At 26.9% G+C, this 22,628-nt stretch carries 21 protein-coding genes; 12 read left to right on the forward strand and 9 right to left on the reverse strand.

The window, feature by feature from the left end; all coding sequences use genetic code 11:
* Positions 1–4 precede the first annotated feature (4 nt).
* The 5 genes from ASUIS_RS12810 to ASUIS_RS12830 all read right to left on the reverse strand — a co-directional run bounded on the left by ASUIS_RS12810 (position 5) and on the right by ASUIS_RS12830 (position 3,988).
* Positions 5–808: an NADH-quinone oxidoreductase subunit C gene (locus ASUIS_RS12810; protein ID WP_192894428.1), complete on the reverse strand. Its 804-nt coding sequence runs from the start codon at positions 806–808 to the stop codon at positions 5–7.
* Complete coding sequence (locus ASUIS_RS12815; protein WP_118887471.1) at positions 808–1,317, reverse strand: NuoB/complex I 20 kDa subunit family protein; 510 nt, start codon at positions 1,315–1,317, stop codon at positions 808–810. Before ASUIS_RS12815 ends, ASUIS_RS12810 begins: the two co-directional genes overlap by 1 nt.
* Positions 1,299–1,688, reverse strand: coding sequence for an NAD(P)H-quinone oxidoreductase subunit 3 (locus ASUIS_RS12820; protein WP_118887472.1), 390 nt, complete (start codon positions 1,686–1,688; stop codon positions 1,299–1,301). Before ASUIS_RS12820 ends, ASUIS_RS12815 begins: the two co-directional genes overlap by 19 nt.
* A gap of 197 nt (positions 1,689–1,885) precedes the next feature.
* Positions 1,886–3,619 carry an ATP-binding protein gene (locus tag ASUIS_RS12825; RefSeq protein ID WP_118887473.1) on the reverse strand — a complete coding sequence of 578 codons (1,734 nt, stop codon included), beginning with the start codon at positions 3,617–3,619 and terminating at the stop codon, positions 1,886–1,888.
* Between the two features lie 15 nt (positions 3,620–3,634).
* Positions 3,635–3,988 carry a hypothetical protein gene (locus ASUIS_RS12830; protein ID WP_118887474.1) on the reverse strand — a complete coding sequence of 118 codons (354 nt, stop codon included), beginning with the start codon at positions 3,986–3,988 and terminating at the stop codon, positions 3,635–3,637.
* A gap of 109 nt (positions 3,989–4,097) precedes the next feature.
* On the opposite strand from ASUIS_RS12830, the gene ASUIS_RS12835 reads away from it, so the two are divergent.
* The 3 genes from ASUIS_RS12835 (at position 4,098) to dauA (ending at position 7,072) form a co-directional block, all read left to right on the forward strand.
* The gene (locus ASUIS_RS12835) at positions 4,098–4,715 is read left to right on the forward strand and encodes an SEL1-like repeat protein (RefSeq protein WP_118887475.1); all 618 of its coding nucleotides are present in this window, start codon (positions 4,098–4,100) and stop codon (positions 4,713–4,715) included.
* Positions 4,716–5,369 (forward strand): tetratricopeptide repeat protein, encoded by a 654-nt coding sequence (locus ASUIS_RS12840; protein ID WP_118887476.1) that lies wholly within the window; start codon positions 4,716–4,718, stop codon positions 5,367–5,369. It begins immediately after the preceding gene.
* A 71-nt stretch (positions 5,370–5,440) separates the two neighbouring features.
* A complete protein-coding gene (gene dauA / locus ASUIS_RS12845; protein WP_118887477.1) occupies positions 5,441–7,072 on the forward strand; it encodes a C4-dicarboxylic acid transporter DauA in 1,632 nt (543 codons plus the stop codon).
* Between the two features lie 16 nt (positions 7,073–7,088).
* Here the strand turns inward: dauA and ASUIS_RS12850 are convergent, their stop codons facing one another.
* Entirely contained in the window at positions 7,089–7,319 is a 231-nt protein-coding gene (locus ASUIS_RS12850; protein WP_118887478.1) for a hypothetical protein, read from the reverse strand.
* Positions 7,320–7,414: 95 nt separating this feature from the next.
* Positions 7,415–7,954, reverse strand: a complete 540-nt coding sequence (locus ASUIS_RS12855) for a TetR/AcrR family transcriptional regulator (RefSeq protein ID WP_118887479.1) — start codon at positions 7,952–7,954, stop codon at positions 7,415–7,417.
* Between the two features lie 106 nt (positions 7,955–8,060).
* Between ASUIS_RS12855 and ASUIS_RS12860 the strand changes: the two genes are divergently transcribed.
* The 3 genes from ASUIS_RS12860 to ASUIS_RS12870 are packed head-to-tail and all read left to right on the forward strand — an operon-like array spanning position 8,061 to position 13,760.
* Positions 8,061–9,215 carry an efflux RND transporter periplasmic adaptor subunit gene (locus tag ASUIS_RS12860; protein ID WP_118887480.1) on the forward strand — a complete coding sequence of 385 codons (1,155 nt, stop codon included), beginning with the start codon at positions 8,061–8,063 and terminating at the stop codon, positions 9,213–9,215.
* Positions 9,212–12,379 (forward strand): efflux RND transporter permease subunit, encoded by a 3,168-nt coding sequence (locus ASUIS_RS12865; protein ID WP_118887481.1) that lies wholly within the window; start codon positions 9,212–9,214, stop codon positions 12,377–12,379. The genes ASUIS_RS12860 and ASUIS_RS12865 overlap by 4 nt, the downstream gene beginning before the upstream one ends.
* Positions 12,372–13,760 carry an efflux transporter outer membrane subunit gene (locus ASUIS_RS12870; protein WP_118887482.1) on the forward strand — a complete coding sequence of 463 codons (1,389 nt, stop codon included), beginning with the start codon at positions 12,372–12,374 and terminating at the stop codon, positions 13,758–13,760. The genes ASUIS_RS12865 and ASUIS_RS12870 overlap by 8 nt, the downstream gene beginning before the upstream one ends.
* 14 nt (positions 13,761–13,774) lie before the next feature.
* Here the strand turns inward: ASUIS_RS12870 and nfo are convergent, their stop codons facing one another.
* Positions 13,775–14,617 carry a deoxyribonuclease IV gene (gene nfo, locus ASUIS_RS12875; RefSeq protein WP_118887483.1) on the reverse strand — a complete coding sequence of 281 codons (843 nt, stop codon included), beginning with the start codon at positions 14,615–14,617 and terminating at the stop codon, positions 13,775–13,777.
* 258 nt (positions 14,618–14,875) lie between these two features.
* Between nfo and ASUIS_RS12880 the strand changes: the two genes are divergently transcribed.
* The 3 genes from ASUIS_RS12880 to ASUIS_RS12890 all read left to right on the forward strand — a co-directional run bounded on the left by ASUIS_RS12880 (position 14,876) and on the right by ASUIS_RS12890 (position 19,549).
* On the forward strand, positions 14,876–16,081 hold the full coding sequence (locus ASUIS_RS12880) for an NAD(P)/FAD-dependent oxidoreductase (protein ID WP_226799925.1): 1,206 nt from the start codon (positions 14,876–14,878) through the stop codon (positions 16,079–16,081).
* Positions 16,082–16,230: 149 nt separating this feature from the next.
* Entirely contained in the window at positions 16,231–18,183 is a 1,953-nt protein-coding gene (locus ASUIS_RS12885) for an EAL domain-containing protein (protein WP_226799927.1), read from the forward strand.
* A gap of 16 nt (positions 18,184–18,199) precedes the next feature.
* Complete coding sequence (locus tag ASUIS_RS12890; protein WP_118887485.1) at positions 18,200–19,549, forward strand: sodium-dependent transporter; 1,350 nt, start codon at positions 18,200–18,202, stop codon at positions 19,547–19,549.
* A gap of 12 nt (positions 19,550–19,561) precedes the next feature.
* Here the strand turns inward: ASUIS_RS12890 and ASUIS_RS12895 are convergent, their stop codons facing one another.
* Positions 19,562–19,837, reverse strand: coding sequence for a hypothetical protein (locus ASUIS_RS12895; RefSeq protein ID WP_118887486.1), 276 nt, complete (start codon positions 19,835–19,837; stop codon positions 19,562–19,564).
* A gap of 180 nt (positions 19,838–20,017) precedes the next feature.
* Between ASUIS_RS12895 and ASUIS_RS12900 the strand changes: the two genes are divergently transcribed.
* From ASUIS_RS12900 to fabZ, 3 genes are read left to right on the forward strand one after another with little or no spacing between them, the layout of a single operon-like run.
* Positions 20,018–21,091, forward strand: a complete 1,074-nt coding sequence (locus ASUIS_RS12900) for an epoxyqueuosine reductase QueH (RefSeq protein WP_118887487.1) — start codon at positions 20,018–20,020, stop codon at positions 21,089–21,091.
* Positions 21,088–22,131, forward strand: coding sequence for a lipid-A-disaccharide synthase (gene lpxB / locus ASUIS_RS12905; protein ID WP_118887488.1), 1,044 nt, complete (start codon positions 21,088–21,090; stop codon positions 22,129–22,131). The genes ASUIS_RS12900 and lpxB overlap by 4 nt, the downstream gene beginning before the upstream one ends.
* Positions 22,132–22,182: 51 nt before the next feature.
* The gene (gene fabZ / locus ASUIS_RS12910) at positions 22,183–22,626 is read left to right on the forward strand and encodes a 3-hydroxyacyl-ACP dehydratase FabZ (RefSeq protein WP_118887489.1); all 444 of its coding nucleotides are present in this window, start codon (positions 22,183–22,185) and stop codon (positions 22,624–22,626) included.
* Positions 22,627–22,628: the final 2 nt, after the last annotated feature.

Raw genomic sequence — 22,628 nt, forward strand, 5'->3', positions numbered from 1 at the left:
ATTCTTACCTTCTTCTTTTTAAAACAACTGATTCTTCAGGTTTTAATTTTTTCATGATTTTTGAAGTATTCTCTTCTTGATAAGAAATATTAGTTTCTGGTTCAAACTCAGAAATATCTGTATCAAATGGAACTTCATGTCCAAGTCTTGCAAATCTAGTTGTATCGTATCTGTCAATTGCAGCGGAATCTCGTTGTTCTGGTCCAATAATACTTCTTGCTTCTTTTCCAAAAATTTTATCAACTTCATACCAAGAAGCTGTTTCATCACCTTGAAGTGGGTACGTTTTTTTCAATGGATGGTCATACCAATCATCTGGCATAATAAGTCTTTTTAAATTAAAATGATTAACAACTTTTACCCCTAACATATCATACATTTCTCGCTCAGACCAGTTTGCTGATTTAAAAATTGAAGTTACAGAATCTATTGATTCATCTTTTTGAACAAAACATTTAACTCTTAATCTTTTATGTTTTGAAATTGATAACATCTCATAAAAAACTTCATAACCATCTTTTAAAGCTAAATAATCAATTGCCGAAAGCTCTATTAACATATCATATTCAAGTTCATTTTTTAAATATTTCATAGTTTCAACAATGACATTTTTATTGATATTTAGAACTAAGTGAGTATGTTCAATATAAGCTTCTTTGATTTCTATTATTTTAGAAATATTTTCAAAATCACTTAAAAATATTTCATCTGAATTTATTTCAAATCTAGGAACCGATGGAGATACAAAAAATCTATCAGAAAAATATGCTTGTTTTTGAACATTATCTTTTGGCGTATATTTTCTCATTATACTAACCTCTTCTTTTTAGTAGCTCTAAAAATTGATTCTTTTCGGATTTTTTGTTGAAGTGTCATAAGGGCATATTGTAAAGTTTCAGGTCTTGGTGCACATCCTGGAAGATAAATATCAACAGGAATTATTCTATCAGCCCCTTGAACTGTTGCGTAAGTATTAAACATTCCGCCTGTATTTGCACATGATCCCATAGAAATTACCCATTTAGGATCTGGCATTTGGTCATATAATCTTCTCATAAATTCAGCATGTTTTTTTGTAAGAGTTCCAGCAATTATTAAAACATCTGATTGTCTTGGACTTGCCCTAAAAATTGTACCAAACCTATCAAAATCGTATCGAGATGCGCCGGTTGCCATCATCTCGATAGCACAACAGGCTAATCCATAAGTCATAGGCCACAAAGAGTTAGAACGACCAAAATTAACCAACTTATCAATAGTTGTTAATTTAACAGCAGCCCCATTATCTTGTAAATAATTTATTTTATGCTGTGCCATTCAAGCGCTCCTTTTTTCCATGCGTATAAAAATCCGATTGCTAATAAAGTAATAAATAAAATCATCTCCACAAAACCAAACCAACCTAAAATTTTGAAGTTAATTGCCCATGGAAACATAAATATAATTTCAACATCAAATAAAATAAATAATAATGCTGTTAAATAAAACTGAGTAGAGATACTATTAGGTTGTTTAGTAACTTCAGGTCCACACTCATACAGAGTTGTTTTTAGTTTTTCAGTATCTAGTCTTGCTATTTTTCTACTAATATATCTTGAAAGCCATACTGTTGCACCAAATGCACCAAATGTTACAACAAACATTACAAATGCACCAAAATAGGGATGTGCAAATTCCATATGCGTCATTTAATTTATCCTTTTAAAAGCTAAAAAGTTTATTTCAATCTACAAATATAATATCTAATTTGTGATAAATAGCCAATTATTAATAATGTAAGCAATAATATTGTAACCTAATAAAATTCAGCTTATTATTTAATCTTTATCTAAGGATTAAAAGCAAACTGGTACAAAAAGAAACATTAATAAAAAGTTAACCATTTCTAAAAAAATCCAACTTTTGTTTCACTATCAAATTGACCTTTTTGCTCTTTTGTAATTTGCTCTTTAAAATTCTCAACTTTGAATAATGGTTCATCACTAACAGCAATTTTGTATGCTGTATTTTTAATTACTAACTCAATTTGTCCACCAGTTAATTCATATTTTGCTAATTCTTCAATATCAAAATTTGTTTCAAGTGGTAAATTTGTTGGTAATAGTTTTTTCCAAAGTTCGATTCTTTGGGCTTTATTTGGTTTTACAAACTCAATTTTGTAATTAAACCTTCTTGAAAATGCTTTATCTAAATTTTCAAGTAAATTTGTAGTTGCAATTAGGATTCCGTCGAACCGTTCTATCTGCTCTAAAAATATATTTTGCATTTGATTATGCATTTTATCACTACTACTTACACCACCTGAAGATCTTGCACTTAAAAATTGATCTGCTTCATTTAAAAGCAAAACTGGTTCTGATTTTGTTTGAGTTCTTAGTTCATAATATTTATCAAAAATGCTTCTAACATTTTTTTCACTCTCACCAATGTACATTGATAAAATTTTTGAACAGTCAAAACTTAAAACATCTTTTTTAAGTGATTTTGCCAAAGCAAGTGCTGTTAAAGTTTTCCCAGTTCCAGCAACCCCATAAAAAATTATTTTTGCTTCAATTCCTCTTTTTTTATCTTTTATTCCCCATTGTTTTAAACGATTTATTACATTTTTATCAACTTGTTTTAAAAGTGCATCTAATGTCTCTTTTGTTTTTTCATTTAAAATAACATCATCTAAAGATTTTGTAGTTGAAATTAATTCAAACATATCTTGTTCTTTTATAACCGTATCAAGCTTGATTTTTCCAACATTTGTACTTTTTTTAGTTGGATGTGAAATTTTATATAAAACCTCATCAGGAATATAAAAATTTCTATTAATCCCACCAAAGGGAGTTAAAACTTCATCATAATCAATCAAAGCTTTTGAAACTAACGTTGAACTCTCTTCAAGTAAACTTCTATATTTGATTTTTTCATAATCATCACTTGAAATTAATTCAATCAAAGAATTCATATCCCTTAAACTACCATCTCCACCTGAATATTCCTCTTTTAAAAGGGCTAAAAATAGAGTTTGTTCTTGTTCATTTAAATCATTGTCTTTGAAAAAATCTTCAAGCATAATAGAATTAGATGTAACTTTGATTCTTTCTTTAATTCTATTTTCCAATAAAATAAGTTTTGATTTTAATCTATTTGAACTAGGACTATTTACATCAAAGTTTTTTCTAACTACATTTAATTGTTGAGCTAAATCTATTCTAAAAAATTGGTCTTGTAAGTATTCTAAGTGGTCAGAATAGTTTTTAATTTCAGGAAGTACAAAATCATTACTTCCATTTTCTAACATTTTTAAATAAGCACTTGATAATGAAACACTTGAATTTATAAGTTCAAGTTTTGAAACTTCACTTAATTTTACTTGATCAAAAGATACTTGAACTAACCAACCAAATTCTAAAAGAGATTTAATTAAGTCAAGTTTTTCTAAATGTTTATAAGTTTTTAAATCATAAAACTCTCCTAAAACATCAATAACACCTAAAGTATCTCTGCCATTCACATACTCTTTTGACATATATTGTAAGATTTTTGCCTCTTCAGCTGAACATTTTAATTGTCCAAAAAAGTTTGTTTTTTCAACATTTTGTGCTTTTATAAAATTAATTACTTCTTTCATTCTTCTTTGATTATCCTACTTATTTATTTTTTCTTTTAATTTTTCATAAAGTTTATCTAAATCTTCTTTTTCTTTAAAAGCTATTTTATGAGTGTTATTGATTATTAGATTAAGTTGATTTATTTCTAAATTATTTATATCTTTATATTTAAAAATAGTTGAATTTTCATCAAAATTTACAATAAAACTATTTTTTATTTCAATAAAATAATCACCACAAAAAGCTTTATATGAACCCTTTGAATATGCATATTCTTGACAGTTATTTTTTTGTAAATAATCTTCAATATGAGCCAAATTTGTGTGGTTATAAACATTTAACGAAATCACTGCAAATGCAATAAATAAAAATAGTGCTATAAAAATCATTTAATCTCCCATTAAGAACAATATGATACAGCAATCTGTCTTAACTACTTATGAATAAAAAACTTGCTAGAATTAAGCAAATTTAAAAGTAACTAAAAAAAGGAATAATATGCTTAAGACAATTTCTTCTTCATTTGCCTTAACAACTCTTTGCCTACTTGCATTAATTGGCTGTTCTAATCATAACGAATTTTTAAAAGCTTCATCAAATGAACTTGCAATTGCCGATGATTGTCGAAATACAAATAAACATTTAGAAATGGATTGTTATGATTTAATTTCTTATAAAAATTCTTTTGCACAACTAAGATTGGCTTTAAATGCTCAATTAAAGGGGAATTTTGAGGAAGCAATTCAAAGATTAAATGTTTCAAAACAAAAAGGTAATTTTTATGCAAATGCACCTTTATCTGATATTTATAGAAATGGATTTGGTGTTACAATTAACCATGACTTAGCTATTAAACTTTTAGAAGAAACAAAAGAAATTGATCCAATAGCTTCATACAAATTGTATTTTTATTACTTAGATAAAAATAAAATAGAAGATGCCTTTGAACTTCTAAATTATGCAGCAACAAATGATGTTAAAGCTGCACAATTAGAACTATCAAAACTATATTTAAATGGTGAATTTATCGAAAGAGATACAGATAAATCAAGCTATTGGGCAGAACAATATCAAGATAAAACTGAAAGTTTTACAAATAAAATTTATGGACTATAAATGTTAAAAAAAATCGCTCTACCAATCTTATCAATCTTTTTATTTACAGCTTGTTCTTTGAAAATGCCAGAGTTTTCAATGCCATCATTTTTGTCATTTTCAGATGATAAAGATGCTATTGCTTTAGAAAAAGCAAATGTTTGTCAAAAAATAGAAGAACAAGATAATAAACTATTTTGTTATAGAAAAATTCTAAATGAAAACTCTTATGCCCAACTTAGAATGGGAACATATAGTGTTGAAAAAAAAGATTATAAAAAAGCAGTTGAATATTTAAATCAATCAATTAATAATGAAAATGCCTATGCTAACTTAGCTTTAGCCTTTTTATATTATAAAGGAGATGGAGTTGAAAAAGATATAGATAAAGCTTTTAAACTTCTAAATGATTCAAGTGATGTTGACCCAAATGCTGCTTATCAATTATCAAGATTTTATTTACAAGGTATAAATACAAAAGTTGATGTGGATAAAGGAATAGATTTATTAGAATTTGCAGCTTCTAAAAACATGTTAACTGCTCAAAAAATGCTTGTTAATATATATAAAGATGGCTTATTTTCACAAGATAAAGATACTAAAAAAGTTAAATATTGGGAAGACATAATCAAAAAAGATATAAAAGACACAAATTTTGAGATTTATAAACTCTAAAGTATAAGCATAATTACTTTTTTTCTAGATAATAAAATAAACTCTTAGAGGAAATCTAAAATGAGAAAAAAATGAAAAACAATATTTTATCTGGTTTAACAGTTGGAATAATAGCTCTTCCATTATCTATGGCATTAGCAATTGCTACAGGAGTTCCTCCTCAACTTGGGCTTTATACAGCTATTATTGCAGGAACATTTGCCGCTATTTTTGGAAGTAGTAAAGTAAATATTTCAGGTCCAACGGCTGCTTTTATAGTTATTCTTATTCCTATTGTTCATGAATTTGGAGTTTCTGGATTACTTATTTGTGGTTTATTATCTGGTTTTATTTTGGTAATTGCTGGATTTTTAAAATTGGGAACTTTAATAGAAATAGTTCCATATCCTGTAACTGTTGGATTTACTTCAGGAATTGCCGTTGTAATTGCCACTTATCAAATCAAAGATTTTTTTGGATTAACCATTGAAAATTTTGAAGGTCACTACTTAGATAAAATATTTCTAATTTTTAATAGTTTTCATACTTTCAGACCAGCGGAATTAGCAGTTGGAGTTGTAACTTTATTTATTCTTATTTTTTGGCAAAAAACAAAAAGCAAAATTCCATCAGCACTTATTGCTCTTGGATTTGTAACAGTTGTTGTTTATATTGCAAATATCTATTTCCCCCAACTAAATATTTCAACAATATATTCAACCTTTGATTATAAAATTGGAAACTTAGAAGGACAAGGAATTCCCCCTATTCCTTTACAATTTGAATTACCTTGGAGTTATTTAAATATTGACCAAATAAATTTAGCTTTATTTTATAAACTTCTTCCACATAGTATTGCAATAGCAATTTTAGGAGCTTTAGAGTCACTTTTATGTGCTGTCATTGCAGATGGAATGACAGGAGGGAAAACCGATCCAAATAAAGAATTAATTGGACAAGGAATTACAAATATTATAGTTCCATTTTTTGGAGGAATTCCTGCAACTGCTGCAATCGCTCGAACAGTAGTAAATATAAAATCAGGTGCAACTTCAAAAATATCTTCGATTATTCATTCTTTATTTATTTTAGTTTCAATTTCATTTTTAGCAACTTATTTATCATTTTTACCAATGGCATCATTATCAGCACTTTTATTAATGGTTGCTTGGAATATGTCTGAAATTAAACATTTTATTAATATCGTAAAAGTAGCCCCAGGAAATGATATTTTAGTTCTTTTAACCTGTTTTATTTTAACTGTTTTAATAGATATGCAAGTGGCTGTTGCTATTGGAATGGGACTTGCGTCAATTTTATTTATCAAAAAAACTATAGATTTAAATTCTATTGAATTATTAAACAATAAAAATAATACTGTTCATCCAGATATTCCAGATAATATTTCTATTTACGATATCAACGGTCCTATGTTTTTTGGAGCTGCACAAAGTGCACTAAAAACTCTTTTAAATGTAAACGAAAATACAAATATTGTAATTTTAAATATGAAAAATGTTCCAATGATTGATATGACAGGAATAATAACCCTTGAATCTATTGTTGAGAATTTTGAAAGTAAAAATAAAAAATTGGTTTTTTGTGGATTAAGTGAAAGAATTCTAAAAAAATTAGAAAAAGCACACTTTCATTTTGATGGTATGACTTTAAAAACTTTTGATAATTTACACGATTCTATAAATTATTCAAAATCTATAATATAAAAGTAAAATTTTACTTTTATATTACAGCGTCAACTTCAAAGTCAAAATAATCTTCAATATTACTTGAAAAGAAATCCTTATAATCCTTTGAAAAAATCTCATAATTCAAAGGAATTATCTCATTTGCCAAACTCACTTTTTTATAATCTAAATCCAAAAGATGAGGAAATTTTTTTGTTAACTCTTTAACTGTGATTGAAGTATCAAAGTCATCAGGATTAAATGGAACTTTTGTTTTGTTTTTCACGGAATTACCTTAAAGAGTTTTTTATACTCTATACATTAATCATTCCCTTAAAAATTATTTCTCTACATAAAGTAATAATAAGAATTAAATTCTTTCTATAATAAAAAAGTTTTTAAATCCTCAAAAACCTCTTTTTGTTCTTTATCAGATAAGTTTATATATTTTAAAGTCATTAAAGTGAACATTGCTTCTGAAAATAAAAAAGCTAATCTTAATTTTTTACCTTCTTCCGTATTTGTATCAATAGATTTTAAAGAGCTACAGTACCAATCTTGTAAATTTTCTAAAACAAACTTTTCTTGTAAAAGAGTAGTAATTACTTTAGATATTTTATCAAATTCTTCAGTATTATTGTAATTTGATATATACTCAATATGTGCTTTTAACTGAGAATATTTTGAACTATCATCTTTTGATAAAATTTTTATTTGCTTATTATAATCTTCTTCATTCTTTTCTAAAACAGCCTTTATCATATCTTCTTTATTCCCAAAAATATACTGAACCCCACCTATTGAAATATTTGCTTTTGCGGCAACTTTTCTAATACTTAAACCAGAAAGTCCATCACTCAAAAGAATATCTTCAATAATGTTTATCAAATGATTTTTATCTATTTTATTTTTTGTATTCAATTTATAACTCCTATGTAATTTGCATAATATTTAATTAAAATTTAATATTACTTTAAATACTATTCTAGACATTCAATACATACGTATGTATTATAAAGGTTAAATAATGTATTTTTACTTAAAAAAGATATTTTTATTGTTATTTACTATTTTATTGCTTGGATGCAATGATGAAGGAAATAGTAATTTATTGATTGAAACACAAGAAATTGAAGTTGGATATATAACACTAAAAAAAGAAGAAGTTCCATTGCAACAAGAGTTATCAGGAAGGATAAAAGCTATTTATAAATCAGAGGTTAGACCTCAAATTGATGGAATCATAAAAGAACAACTTTTCAAAGAGGGAAGTTTTGTAAGAAAAAGTGATATTTTATATGTAATTGATTCAGATTCATATCAAGCTATTTATGAAGAAGCTTTAGCAACATTAAAAAGTTCAGAAGCAAACTTAATTACACTAAAACTAAAAAATGAAAGATATGAAGAATCTGTAAAGTTTGATGTCATATCAAAACAAGATGCTGATGATGCCAAAGCTGCTTATTTACAAGCAATTGCTTTAGTTGAACAAAATAAAGCTCTAGTAAAAAGTGCTAAAATCAATTTAGATAGAACAAAAATAAAAGCACAAGTTCCGGGATTCATTGGAATATCAAATTATACTGTTGGAGCATTAGTCTCTCAAAATCAAACAAATGCATTAACTACAATAAGAGATACAACTAAAGTTTATGTAGATTTAAGTCAGTCTAATAATCAATTATTTAAATTAAAAAAATTAAATAAAGATAGTATGAAAGAAAATGATATAGATGTAAATATTATTTTACCTGATGATACTGTATATAAACATACTGGAAAACTTAAACTTCAAGAAATATCAGTTGATGAAGATACTGGATATGTAACTTTAAGAGCAGAATTTCCAAATCCAGATGGAGAATTATTAGATAATATGTTCGTAAATACGATAATTGAAAGTGGTAATTCTAATGCTTTTTTAGTTCCTCAACAAGCGGTTACTTTAGATGCAAAATCAAATTATATTGTTACAACTATTCAAAAAGACAATACCATTCAAACAAAAATAATAACAGTAATAAGAGCAATAGACAATAATTGGCTGGTAACAGACGGGATTTTAGAAACAGATAAAATTATAATTGAAGGTTTAAGTAAAATCAATGAAAAAAGTATTGTTATTCCAAAAGATGTTAACAATTTATATGAAAACAACTTAAAAGAAGAAATGAAATGATAGCTCGTTTTTTTATTAATCACCCTATTTTTGCTTGGGTTATATCATTGATTATAATGCTATTAGGAATACTTTCTATAAAAAATTTAGCAGTAGAACAATATCCTGATATTGCTCCTCCAACTATTGAAATAAGAGCTACTTACTCAGGAGCAACAGCTAAGGCTATTGAAAATAGTATTACTCAAATTATAGAACAAGAGTTAAGAGGATTAGATGGTTTATTATATTTTTCTTCAACAAGTGGTTCAAGTACTTCAACTATAAATGTTGTATTTGAAAAAGGCATTGATCCTGATATTGCTCAAGTTCAAGTAAATAATAAAGTACAACAAATTTTACCAAGGCTTCCAGAAGATGTTAGAAAAGAGGGAGTTAGTGTTGTAAAAGCTCAAACTGATTATCTAATGATACTTTCTATTCATGATGAACTAGGAAAATCTAGCGAAAATGATATTTCAGATTACATGATTAGTAATTTAAAAGATGGACTTGCAAGAGTAGATGGTGTTGGAGGAGTTGAACTTTTTGGTGCAGAATATGCGATGAGAATTTGGCTAGATCCTAAAAAATTAAAATCATATAATTTAATGCCATCTGATATAAATAAAGAAGTTACAATACAAAACACCCAAGCATCTGGAGGAAGTATTGGAGCAAGACCATACTTAAATAATCAAGAGTTAAATGCAGATGTTGTATCAAGAACAAAATTAGAAAATGTAAGAGAGTTCGAAAATATTGTTATAAAAAGTAATAATGCTGGATCTAATGTATTTTTATCTGATGTTGCAAAGGTAGAGATTGGAAGTCAAGATTATTCATTTATATCAAAAGTAAATGGCTATCAAGCAAGTGGTATAGGTATAAAGTTATCAGCGGGTACAAATGCTATACAAACAGCTAAAAAAGTCAAAGAGTACATATCTACATTTGAAAATTCTTTACCAAGTGGCTACAAAATTTCATACCCGTATGATACAACTGTTTTTATTGAAGAATCTATAAAAGAAGTAGTAAAAACACTTTTTGAGGCAATATTTTTAGTAGTTATTGTAATGTTTGTTTTTTTAAATAGTTGGAGAGCAACTATAATTCCTGCTATTGCTGTGCCTGTTGTATTGCTTGGAACATTTGCTATTTTAAACTTTTTAGGATTTTCTATAAACTCTTTGACAATGTTTGCTATGGTATTATCCATTGGTTTATTAGTTGATGATGCTATTGTTGTTGTCGAAAATGTTGAAAGAACTATGAAAGAAAAGAATCTTTGTGCAAAAGAAGCAACTATTGTCGCTATGAGTGAAATAACAAGTGCTTTAATTGGTATTGCTACTGTTCTTTCTGTTGTATTTTTGCCAATGATATTTTTTAGTGGTTCAACTGGAATTATATATAAACAATTCGCTGTTACAATTATATCTTCAATGTTATTATCAGTTATCGTAGCAATCACTTTATCTCCTGCAATTTGTGCAACATTTTTAAAACCTCACAATTCTAGTCAAAAACAAAGTGGTCCTATTGTATGGTTCAATAATAAGTTTGATAGTTTGACAAGAAAATATAAAATGAGTATTTTTAATTTTATAAATAAACCTCTAAAATGGATAACTGCCTATGTTGTAATAATAGCTGTAACAATTTTATTTTTTCTAAAGTTACCAACAGGATTTGTACCATCAGAAGATCAAGGTAATTTGATGATTCAATTTACTCTTCCAGTTGGAGCTAGTACAACTCGTTCTGAAAATGTTGAAAAAATAATAAGAGATTATTTTTTAAAAGAAGAGAAAAATAATGTTAATTCTATTTTTACTATTGTTGGATTTACATTCACTGGAAATGGACAAAATGGTGGTTTAGGTTTCATTGAGTTAAAAAATTGGGAAGAAAGAGCTGGCAAAGAAAACAAAGCAGATGAAATCGCCCAAAGAGCAATGATAGTTTTTTCTGATAGCAGTTCAAAATATTTTATCAGGGATGCTGAAGTTTATGTGATGAATCCGTCTTCTATTCCAGGTCTTGGAAATTCAGATGGTTTTGAGTTTCAATTACAAGCTGGGGCAAAAATGTCAAGAGAAGAACTGCTTAAAGCAAAAGATTCTTTGTTAGAAACATTAAACTCAAATGAAATAATAGTTGGAGCTAGAGTAGAAGGAACAGAAGAAACACCTCAAATAAAACTTAATTATGATAAAAAGAAGATATATTCCTTAGGTTTATCTTATGAAGATATTGATAATACATTAAGTTCTGCTTGGGCAGGAACTTACGTAAATGATTTTATTGATAGATCAAGAGTAAAAAGAGTTTATATCCAAGCTGATGCACAATATAGAGCAAAACCAGAAGATTTGTATTTATGGAATGTTAGAAATAAAGAAAATAAAATGGTCTCTTTTGAGGAGTTTACTAAGATATCTTGGGAACCAGCTGAAAAATCACTGACAAGATACAATGGGTTAGCTTCATATTTATTTCAAGGGCAAGCGGGTTATGGGATAAGTTCTGGAACTGCAATGGAAGAAATGGAAAAATTAGCTAAAACTAACAATCAAGATACTAATTACTCTTGGAGTGGATTATCTTATCAAGAAAAATTATCAGGAGGACAAGCAATTTATTTATATAGCTTATCTTTGATAGTGATATTTTTGTGTTTAGCCGCGTTATATGAAAGTTGGACTATTCCAATATCTGTACTATTAGCTGTTCCATTAGGAATTATTGGTGCAGTTTTATCTGTTTATTTTAGGGAATTAAACAATGATGTATATTTTCAAGTCGCACTTTTAACCACAGTTGGTCTTGTATCTAAAAATGCAATTTTAATTGTAGAATTTATTGAAAATGCTCATAAAAATGGAAAGCCATTAGTTAAATCAGCAATCCAAGGAGCAAGTTTAAGATTTAGACCAATAATTATGACTTCATTGGCTTTTATTGCTGGAGTTATTCCTTTAGCAATTTCAACGGGAGCTGGAGCAAATAGTAGAATTTCAATAGGTACTGGAATTATTGGAGGAACTTTAACAGCAACTGTTTTAGCAATATTTTATGTGCCACTTTTATTTATTTTGATTAAAAAAATATTTACACCCCAAAGCGAACAAGCGAAGCTTGTAAGAGAAAAAGAGCAAAAAGGTATAAAAAATGTTTAAATTTTTATTTATATTAATAAATATTTTTATCTTTTCAGGTTGCAGTTTAAAGCCAGAAATTGAATATAATGATTCAATAATACCAACCGAACTAAAAAATAGTTTAGACAAAAATAGTAATTTAGAATATATACAACCAAGTTGGGAAAATTTTGTAAAAAATGATAAGTTAAAAGAGTTGATTAAAATAGCACTTGAAAATAATAGAGACTTAAAAATAGCAATTTTAAATATAGAATCAGCAAGAGCCACGTATAGAATAGAAAAAGCAAAATATTTTCCATCAATTGATGCAAAAGCAAGTAATACAAACTCTAAAGATATAGTTAATGGTAATAATACAGAAATTACTCGTTCATATTCAACAAAATTTGGAGCTTCTTATGAACTTGATTTATTTGGAAAAACAAGAAGTTTAAATGACTCTGCATTACAGAACTATTTAGCTACAAAATATGCAGCAACTTCAACAAAGATTAGTCTAATATCAGAAGTTATTAATATTTGGAATACTCTTTGTGCAAATACTGAACATTTAAAAATATTAGAAGATAGTATTAATAATCTAAAATTATCATATGAATTAACACAAAAGAAATTTGATATGGGAATTATTTTAATTGATGATGTTCTTAGTGCAAAAACGAGTTTAAAAGAAGCAGAAGTTAATTTATTAAACTATAAAACAGTTGTTGAAAAAAATAAAAATATCTTAGAGTTATTAGTATCAACAACTATTCCTGAAGATTTATTACCAACTAATTTTAAAGATACTGAAAATAATTTAATGTTAATACAAGCTGGTATTTCATCAAAAGTGTTATTTTCACGTCCTGATATTATACAAGCAGAATATAATTTAAAAGCAAAAAATGCAAATATAGGAGCAGCACGAGCTGCATTTTTCCCTTCAATTACTTTAACAACTGATTATGGTTTAGCTAGTAACTCTTTGAGTTCATTATTTAATGGAAATTCACAAACTGTGTGGTCTTTTATTCCAAGTATAAATTTACCTATTTTTAAAGGTGGAGAAAATATAGCAAATTTAGATTATGCAAATGCACAACAAAAAATAGCTCTTGCTCAATATGAGAAAACCATACAAACAGCATTTAAAGATGTATCAGATGCTTTAGCTGAAAGAGCAAATATAAGTGAACAATTAAATGCACAAGAGGATTTAGTAAATACAGCAAAAAAAAGTTATGAAGTATCATTAAACTCTTACAAATATGGGATAGGAAATTATTTAAATGTATTAATTTCTCAAAAAAAGTTTTTTGATTCACAAAGGGTTTTAGTAGATACAAAACTAAGTGAATTAATAAATAGGGTAAGTTTATATACTTCTTTAGGAGGTAAAGAGAAAATAGATTAAATCTATTTTCTTCACTATTTAACAAAACTGTATAAAGTCTCTATTTCTTGCGCCCAAATCTCTTCATTTATAGTTTCTAAAACAAGTGGAATATCATCCATTCTTTCATCATTCATAATAAATCTAAAAGCATCCCAACCAATTTTCCCAACACCTAAAGAGTCATGTCTATCAACTTTACTACCTAAGTCTGGTTTTGAGTCATTAATATGCATTCCCATTAGATAATTTCTACCAACAATTTCATCAAACTCTTTCCAAGTTTTATCATAATCTTCTCTTGTTCTTATGTCATAACCAGCTGTAAACATATGACATGTATCAATACAAACACCAACCCTACTTTTATCTTCAATTTTATCAATTATGTAAGCTAAATGTTCAAATTTATATCCAAGGTTACTTCCTTGACCTGCTGTATTTTCAATTACAAGTTTTACATCTTTTGTAATATCAATTGCTCTATTCATAGACTCAGCTATATTATTTAAACACTCTTCTTCGCTTATTTTCCGCAAATGTGACCCTGGGTGAAAATTTAATCTATCAAGTTTTAAAATCTCACATCTTTGAATTTCATGAACAAAACCATCAAATGATTTAGCTCGTGCATCAGTTTCAGGATGACCTAAATTTATTAAATAACTATCGTGTGGCAAAATATGTTTTGTTTGAATTTTTGATTTTTCAAGTTCTTTAAACCATCTATCTATATCTTTTGTTTCTAAAGGTTTTGCAGTCCATTGTCTTTGATTTTTTGTAAAAAGTGCAAAAGCTTTTGCTCCAATTGCCATAGCATTTATTGGTGCATTAAAAACTCCACCGCTAGCACTTACATGTGCTCCAACATATTTCATATTTATTCCTATTTATCTTAATATTTGTATTCTACAAAAATAGTACTTTAGAATATATCTAGACCAACATTAGTTATAGTTAATTTATTAAGTGTCATTTATATACACATAAGAATTAAAATATAAAATATTTTAGAAAATTTAATCTATTCTTTAAAGCTTAGTATAGAATATGCAAATAAATTTAAATATATGCAATATGCAAATATAATTAATAAAATAATAAATATTTTGATTAGTAAAAAAGGATTAAGCCTTATGATGAAGAAAGTTGTAATAATTGGTGGGGGATATGCAGGAATATATGCATTAAGGGAGTTGGTGAAGAACAAAAACATAAAAATTACATTGATAGACAAACATACCTATCATAATCTTCAACCTGAAGTTTATGATTTAATTGCAAATAAATCTAACTTTGCAGATGTAACTATTGATTTAACTACTTTATGTATGGGATTTAATCATAATTATTTAGAATTTAAAAATTTAAAAGTTAGAAAAATTGATCAAGCTGCAAAAAAGATTTACACAGAAGAACAAGAAATAGTAGAATTTGACTACTTAATAATGGCAGCTGGAACAAGAACATTTTTCCCACCAAGTATTCCAGGTCTTAATAATGCAGATGATATTAAAAAACTTCACAGAGCAATTACATTTAAACAAAGCTTTGAACAACAATTATTTGAAAAAATCAAAAATGAATCTAAACAGTGTGCTGATACAAGAATTGTTGTAGTTGGAGCTGGTTTATCAGGAGTTGAAATTGCCGCTGAAATGGCTTATTATTCAAATAAATTTTTTGAAAGAGGAAATTTTTCTTGTGATAATCTAAAAATTTCTCTTATTAGTAGTTCTGTTGCAATTCTTCCAGGACTTTCAAGACAACTTGTAAACATCTCTCAAGAAAGACTAAAATCACTTGGTATTAATATTATTACTAATACGAAACTTGTAAAAGTTGAAGATGGCTTTTGTTATTTTTCAAATGGAACAAAAATAAATCACTCTTTTGTAATCTTTACAGGTGGGGTTGAAGCTTCTACTATAACATCTGAATTAGATGATGTTGAAAAAAATGGAAGAGGTCAAATTGTAGTTAATGAATATCTACAAACTGACAAATATGAAAATATTTTTGCAATTGGAGATATCGCAGAAATCAGAAACAGAAATGGCGAAATAATGCCTCCTAATGTTACAATTGCAAGAATTAGTGGAACAGATGCTGGTAAAAATGTTTTAAATATGATTGCAGGAAAATCAATGGTTAAATCTAATCCAAAATTAGATGGAATTTTAATTGCTCTTGGTGGGAAATACGCAGCTGGAGATATTTTTGGTTTATTAACTGTAAAAGGAAGAATTGCATATGAAATTAAAAAATATGTATTTAGTTCATACAGAAAACCTTTACTAAAATTAATTAAAATAGGTTATAACAAACTAAAAAGATTGTAGAAAAACCTTAACTCTTTCTATATTGTTTATTCATTTTTTTAGATCTTTAATTATATTATTTTGTAATTAAAGGTTTAAAATATTACTTTAAAGCTAATATTATATATAATCCTTCAATCTATTTGATTATTTTTATAAAATGAGTGCTTATGAAGAAAACAACCTACAATAAACTTATATTAAAAATAATCCTCATAACTCTTACTTTTTCACTTACTATTGCCTTTGTTTACACCCATTATATGAAAAAAGAAGCTATTGAAAAATTATCAAAAGTTGATGCTAAAAAAACTACTGAACTTATATTTCAATCTTTATATTCAGCAATGGAGAGAGGTTGGACAAGAGATGATTTAGAAAATATCATAGCAAGACTAAATTCTGTTGACAAAAATATGGCTGTTAATGTTTATAGAGGAGAAGAAGTTGCAAAACAATTTGGTGATATTCTAAAAGATTCAAATACTAGAAAAACTGATCTTTTTGTGCAATCAGCTTTTAAAAACAATGATGTTTTAAATGTTATTGATGATTCCATGATAGAATATTATTATCCAATAATTGCAAAACAAGAGTGTTTAAAATGCCATACACAAGCCCAAGTAGGAAATGTTTTAGGTGTAATAAATATTATGTATCCAATAGATGATTTGAAAATTTCTCTTTCATCAATTATTAATTTTTTTATTTTATTTATAATTTTATTTTCTATTGTAATTTTTATAGCTTTATTTGTAGAATTTGAGAGACATTTAGTAAAACCCATTAAAAATTTTATTACAAACATAAATTATATTTCAAATCACAAAGATATTACAAAAAGAGTTGGAACAAACAATAAAATAACAGAAATAGATTCAATGCAAAGTGTTTTTAACAATATGTTAGATTCCCTTGAATATCAATTTTATCATGATGAACTAACAACTCTTCCAAATAGAAAAAAACTTATTGAAACCCTATCTTTTGAAGATGATTCTATTTTAATGATTATAAATATTGATAAATTTCAACATATAAATGATTTATATGGAGATAAAATTGGAAATGATATTATCAAAAATACTGCAAATATCATAAAAGAAAATGTTTCAAAAGATGCCATATTGTTTAAACTTCATGCGGATGAATATGCTTTATATTTACCAACAGCAGGAGTTTATGAAGAAATTAAAACATTAGCTTTACATCTTGCTAATTGCATTGAAAATCATACTTTTACTATCAATGAAAATGAAATTTACGTAAATGCAACAATTGGAGTAGCTTATGGAACTTCAAATCTACTAAATAATGCAGATATGGCTTTAAAATTAGCGAAGAAAAAAAGAAAAAAATACCTAATTTATGAAACTTCTATGAATATAGAACATGAATATGAACAAAATTTAAAATGGGCTAAAAGAATAAAAGATGCCATAGAAAACAATAGAATAGAACCTTTATTTCAACCAATTGTTGATACGAAAACTTCAAAGATTGTTAAATATGAAGCACTAATGAGAATGATTGATGAAAAAGGAGAATACCTTTCTCCAATACATTTTTTAGAGTTAGCTAAAAAAAATAAACTTTATCCTAAACTTACAAAAATTATTATCGAAAAAACTTTTGAGATTTTTAAAAATATTGATGCGCAAGTATCAATAAATTTATCAGTTTATGATGTTTTAAATGAAGATGTTTATTCTACAATTATTGAAAAATTAAATGAATACAAATTAGGAGATAAAATAGTTTTTGAACTTATAGAATCAGATGGAATTGAAAATTATAAAGAAGTAATTGAATTTATAAATGAAGTAAAAAAAACAGGTGCAAAAATTTCAATTGATGATTTTGGAACTGGTTACTCAAATTTTGAATATATTATGAAATTAAAAGTTGACTACATAAAAATTGATGCTTCAATGATAAAAGATATAGATAAAAATATAAATTCTCAAATGGTTACAGAAACTATTATAGATTTTGCTAAAAAAATGAATATACAAACTATTGCAGAGTTTGTTCACTCACAAAGTGTTTTTGATGTAGTTAGAGAAATGGGTATTGATTTTGCGCAAGGTTATTATTTTGGAAAACCTCAAAAATTAAATTAAAAAAACAAGGAGAAAAATGCATAAAAATCGTTTTACTAGAGTTGGGTTTATTTTAGCAGCTGCAGGAAGTGCCGTTGGACTTGGAAATATTTGGAAATTTCCATATATTACAGGGGATAATGGAGGTGGAGTTTTTGTATTAGTTTATCTTGCAACTGTTTTTTTAATTGGTATGTCAATCTTTATTGGAGAAGTTTTATTAGGTAGCCAAGTTCACAAAGATGGTGTATCAACCTTTGAAATACTTGCTCCAAAAAATAAAAAATATTGGAAGTATTCTGGATTTACATTTTTAACTGGTTTTTTAATTTTAACTTTTTATTCTGTTGTTATTGGTTGGATTTTTAACTATATTGTTCTTTCGTTAACTGCATTACCAACTAGTTTTAAAGATTCAGAAAATCTATTTTCAGGTTTTTTAAAAAATGATATTTATACTCAACTTATTTATTACACATTAACTTTTATACTTATTGCATTAACTATCGCAAATGGTGTAAAAAAAGGTATAGAAAGACTAAACAATATATTAATGCCCGCACTTATATTAATTTTAATTGCTTTACTTATTTATGCTATTCAACTTGATGGATTTATGAAAGCTGTTGATTTTATGTTTTATCCAAATTTTGAGAAATTCAAATCAGGTTCAATAATTGTAGCAGTTGGTCATGCCTTTTTTACATTATCAATTGGTATGGTTACTATTTTAACTTATGCTGCTTCATTAGATAAAAATGTAAATATTGTAAAAGCATCTATTTGGGTTGTTGTAATGGATACTTTAATTGCTATTGTTGCTGGTTTAATTATCTTTTCTATTACATTTACAGCAGGTCAAGAACCAAGTAAAGGTGCTGGATTAGTATTTATTACTCTTCCTGCAATTTTTTATGAAATGGGAACTATTGGTATATTTTTATCATTTTTATTTTTTGTTGCCCTTGCTTTTGCAGCAATTACATCTGCTGTTTCAGTTTTAGAACCAACTGTTATGTACTTAATTGAAAGAAAAAATATTGGAAGGGAAAAAGCTACTTATGGAACAGCATTTTTTGCTTATCTTATTGGAATAGTAGTTTTATTATCAAATACAACTGCCTTTTCAGAAAGTTTAACAATAGGAAGTAAAAATCTTTTTGATTGGTTTGATTTTATAAGTGCTGCTATATTATTACCTCTAGGTGGAATGGTAATGTCTATTTTTATTGGATTTGTTCTTGATAAAGAAGTTTCAAGAAATGCAATTGTTCCTTATATTGGAGAAGCTTATTATAAAGTTTGGCTATTTATAATCAGATTCATTGCACCAATTTCAATATTTTTTATCATGTTAAATGAGTTAGGACTTATAAATATAGAATAAGAGACTAGGTATCTAGTCTCTTATTATTTTAATTAAAATATCATTTGCTTTATCTCTATGAATAACCTCTTTTTGATTTCGCTCAAATAACTCTTTTAAGAAATTATTTGGATATGTTGATGATAAATTCTCTTTGTTAAAAGTTGCTAAATCTTGACATTTAAAAGTAGTTCTACAAACCTTGTCTTCATATATTTTCATATCCAAAACAGCCGTTCCAGCAGAAAAGATTTGAACTTGCGTGTAATCTTTGTACTTATAAATAAACCCTTTATCGTAAAATTTCATTTGTGGTGTTTTGATTAAAATGGTTGCACTATTTGAGCTAATTTGTGGTTCATTTGTACTAAAACATCCAGTAAAAATGAATATCGTGAAAACTATAAGTAATAAATTTTTTATGGCTAATCCTTTGTTTTAAAAACTTTTACTATAATTATATCAAATTATATAATTAAAGGCTTTTTATTGTTAGTTCATATTTGTTGTGCAGTTGATAGTCACTATTTTTTAGAAAGAATTAAAGAAGAATTTCCAAGTGAAGAATTAGTAGGTTATTTTTATGACCCAAATATTCATCCTTATAGTGAATATAGACTTAGATATTTAGATGTAGAGTATTCATGCCAAAAATTAGGCATAAAATTAATTGAAGGTGCTTATAACCTAGAAGAGTGGTTAAAAAAAGTAAAAGGGATGGAACATTTACCTGAAAAAGGTGATAGATGTACAGTTTGTTATGATGATAGACTTGATACTACTGTCCAAAAAGCTATTGAGTTAGGGCATAATAAATTTACAACAACCCTTTTAATTTCACCAAAAAAATCCCAAGAAAAACTTGAAAAGATTGGAAATAATCTTTCATCACTTACAGGGTTAGAGTTTATTTATAGGGATTATAAAGCAGGAAATGGTGCTGAAATTCAAGGGCAAAAAGTAAAAGAAAATTCACTTTATAGACAAAATTATTGTGGTTGTTTATTTGGACTTAGTGCGCAAAGGGAAGCTCAAAAAAAGATTATGGATGAGATGTTTAATCCACTTTCAAATCAAATATTACCAGAGTCAATAGAAGAAAGACTTGAACTTTATAAAAAAAGAAATGAGCTTGAAAGTAGTGGTGCAGAGTATAAAATCATAAAACAAAGATTTTTGAATTATAGACTTCTATCTGCGCGCGTAAAAGTTGCTAAAAACATAGTTCCATCATATATTTTTTGTTATTCAACAATAAATAGGAATAACACAAATGGGCGAATTGAATATGAAAAAGATGGAATAAATTATTTAAATCGAGATGAAGTTAAAATCATAGATATTAATACTTTTAATTCATTTGCAAACAGTTCATACACAAGTGTAAAAGAGCTTATGTACAATCCTCAAACTTTTGAAAAAGAGTTAGAAACAAGAAATAAAATACTAAAAAATCCTTATGATTTAAGTGCTTTAATAGTTCTTGATGAAATCAAAAATGAAAAATATGAGATAGAAATAAACTCAGAAACTTACGAAGATATAAAAGAAGAGTTAGTATGAAATTACTAGTTTGTGCCATGGAAGCATCATCAAATATTCATTTAAAAGAGTTAAAAAAATATTTATCGCATGATGTAAAACTTGTTGGAGTTTTTGATAAAGAACTTGGAAATCCTTTGTATGATTTAACAGCATTAGCAATTATGGGAATTGTTGATGCCTTAAAAAAATTGAGATTTTTTTTCAAATTAAGGGATGAATTAGTAGAACTTGCACGTGATTGTGACAAAGTTTTATTGATGGATAGTTCAGGATTTAATCTGCCACTTGCAAAAAAACTAAGAGAAACTTATCCAAACAAAGAGATTATTTATTATATTTTGCCACAAGCTTGGGCTTGGAAAAAAGGCAGAGTTAAAAAACTTGAAGCTTATTGTTCAAAACTTTGCTCAATCATTCCATTTGAAAGTGAAATTTACAATGATAAAAATAAAATCACTTATGTTGGACATCCCCTTTTAGATGAAATACAAGTTTTCAAAGAAGAGTTAGTAAATACAAATAAAATTGCTTTTATGCCAGGAAGTAGAAAAACTGAAATTACAAATCTTATGCCAATTTTTAGAGAATTAATCAAGAAAATTCCAAATAAAGAGTATATTTTGATAATTCCAGCAAAATTTGATGATGATTATATAAAAAAAATCTATGGAGATATTTCAAATTTCACTATTTCAAAAAACACCCATAAAACTCTACAAGAAGCAGAATATGCTTTTATTTGTTCAGGAACAGCAACCCTTGAAGCAGCGCTTATTGGAACTCCATTTACCCTTTCATATATTGCAAAGAAATTTGATTTTTTCATAGGAAAAATGTTTGTAAAACTAAATTACGTAGGTCTTGCAAATATCTTTTTTGAAAAAATGGGAAAACAACCACTTCATAGTGAATTTTTACAAGATGATGTTACAGTTGAAAATCTATTTTATGATTATAAAAATATGAATAAAAAATTATTTTTTGATAATTCTAAAGTATTAAGAGAGTATCTAAGAAATGGAAGTTCGCAAAATGTTGCAAAGATAATTCAAAACTAATTATTTTTTGGATATAATATTTGCCATTCAATAAAAAAATCAGGATATTATATGTTAGATATTATGCAAATTCAAGAAATTCTTCCTCATAGATACCCAATGTTACTTGTAGATAGAATTACTGATATGGAACTTAAACAATCTATTAAAGGTTTCAAAAACGTTTCTATTTCAGAACCAGCTTTTCAAGGACATTTCCCAGGTCATCCAATTTATCCAGGTGTATTAATTTTAGAAGGTATGGCTCAATGTGGTGGTGTTTTAGCTCTTAAAAGCTCTGATTTAACAGATGAAGAGATGAAAAACAAAGTAATCTATTTTATGAGTATTGACAAAGCAAAATTTAGAATTCCAGTACGTCCAGGTGATAGGTTAGATTATGAATTAGAAGTTGTTAGAATGAAAAGTTCTTTAATGACACTAATAGGAAAAGCCTATGTTGATGGAAAATTAGCAGCAGAAGCTGAATTAAAAGCTATGATAGTTGACAAATAACA

Origin of the sequence: Arcobacter suis CECT 7833 (assembly GCF_003544815.1) — a bacterium.
In the GTDB taxonomy this organism is placed as follows: domain Bacteria; phylum Campylobacterota; class Campylobacteria; order Campylobacterales; family Arcobacteraceae; genus Aliarcobacter; species Aliarcobacter suis.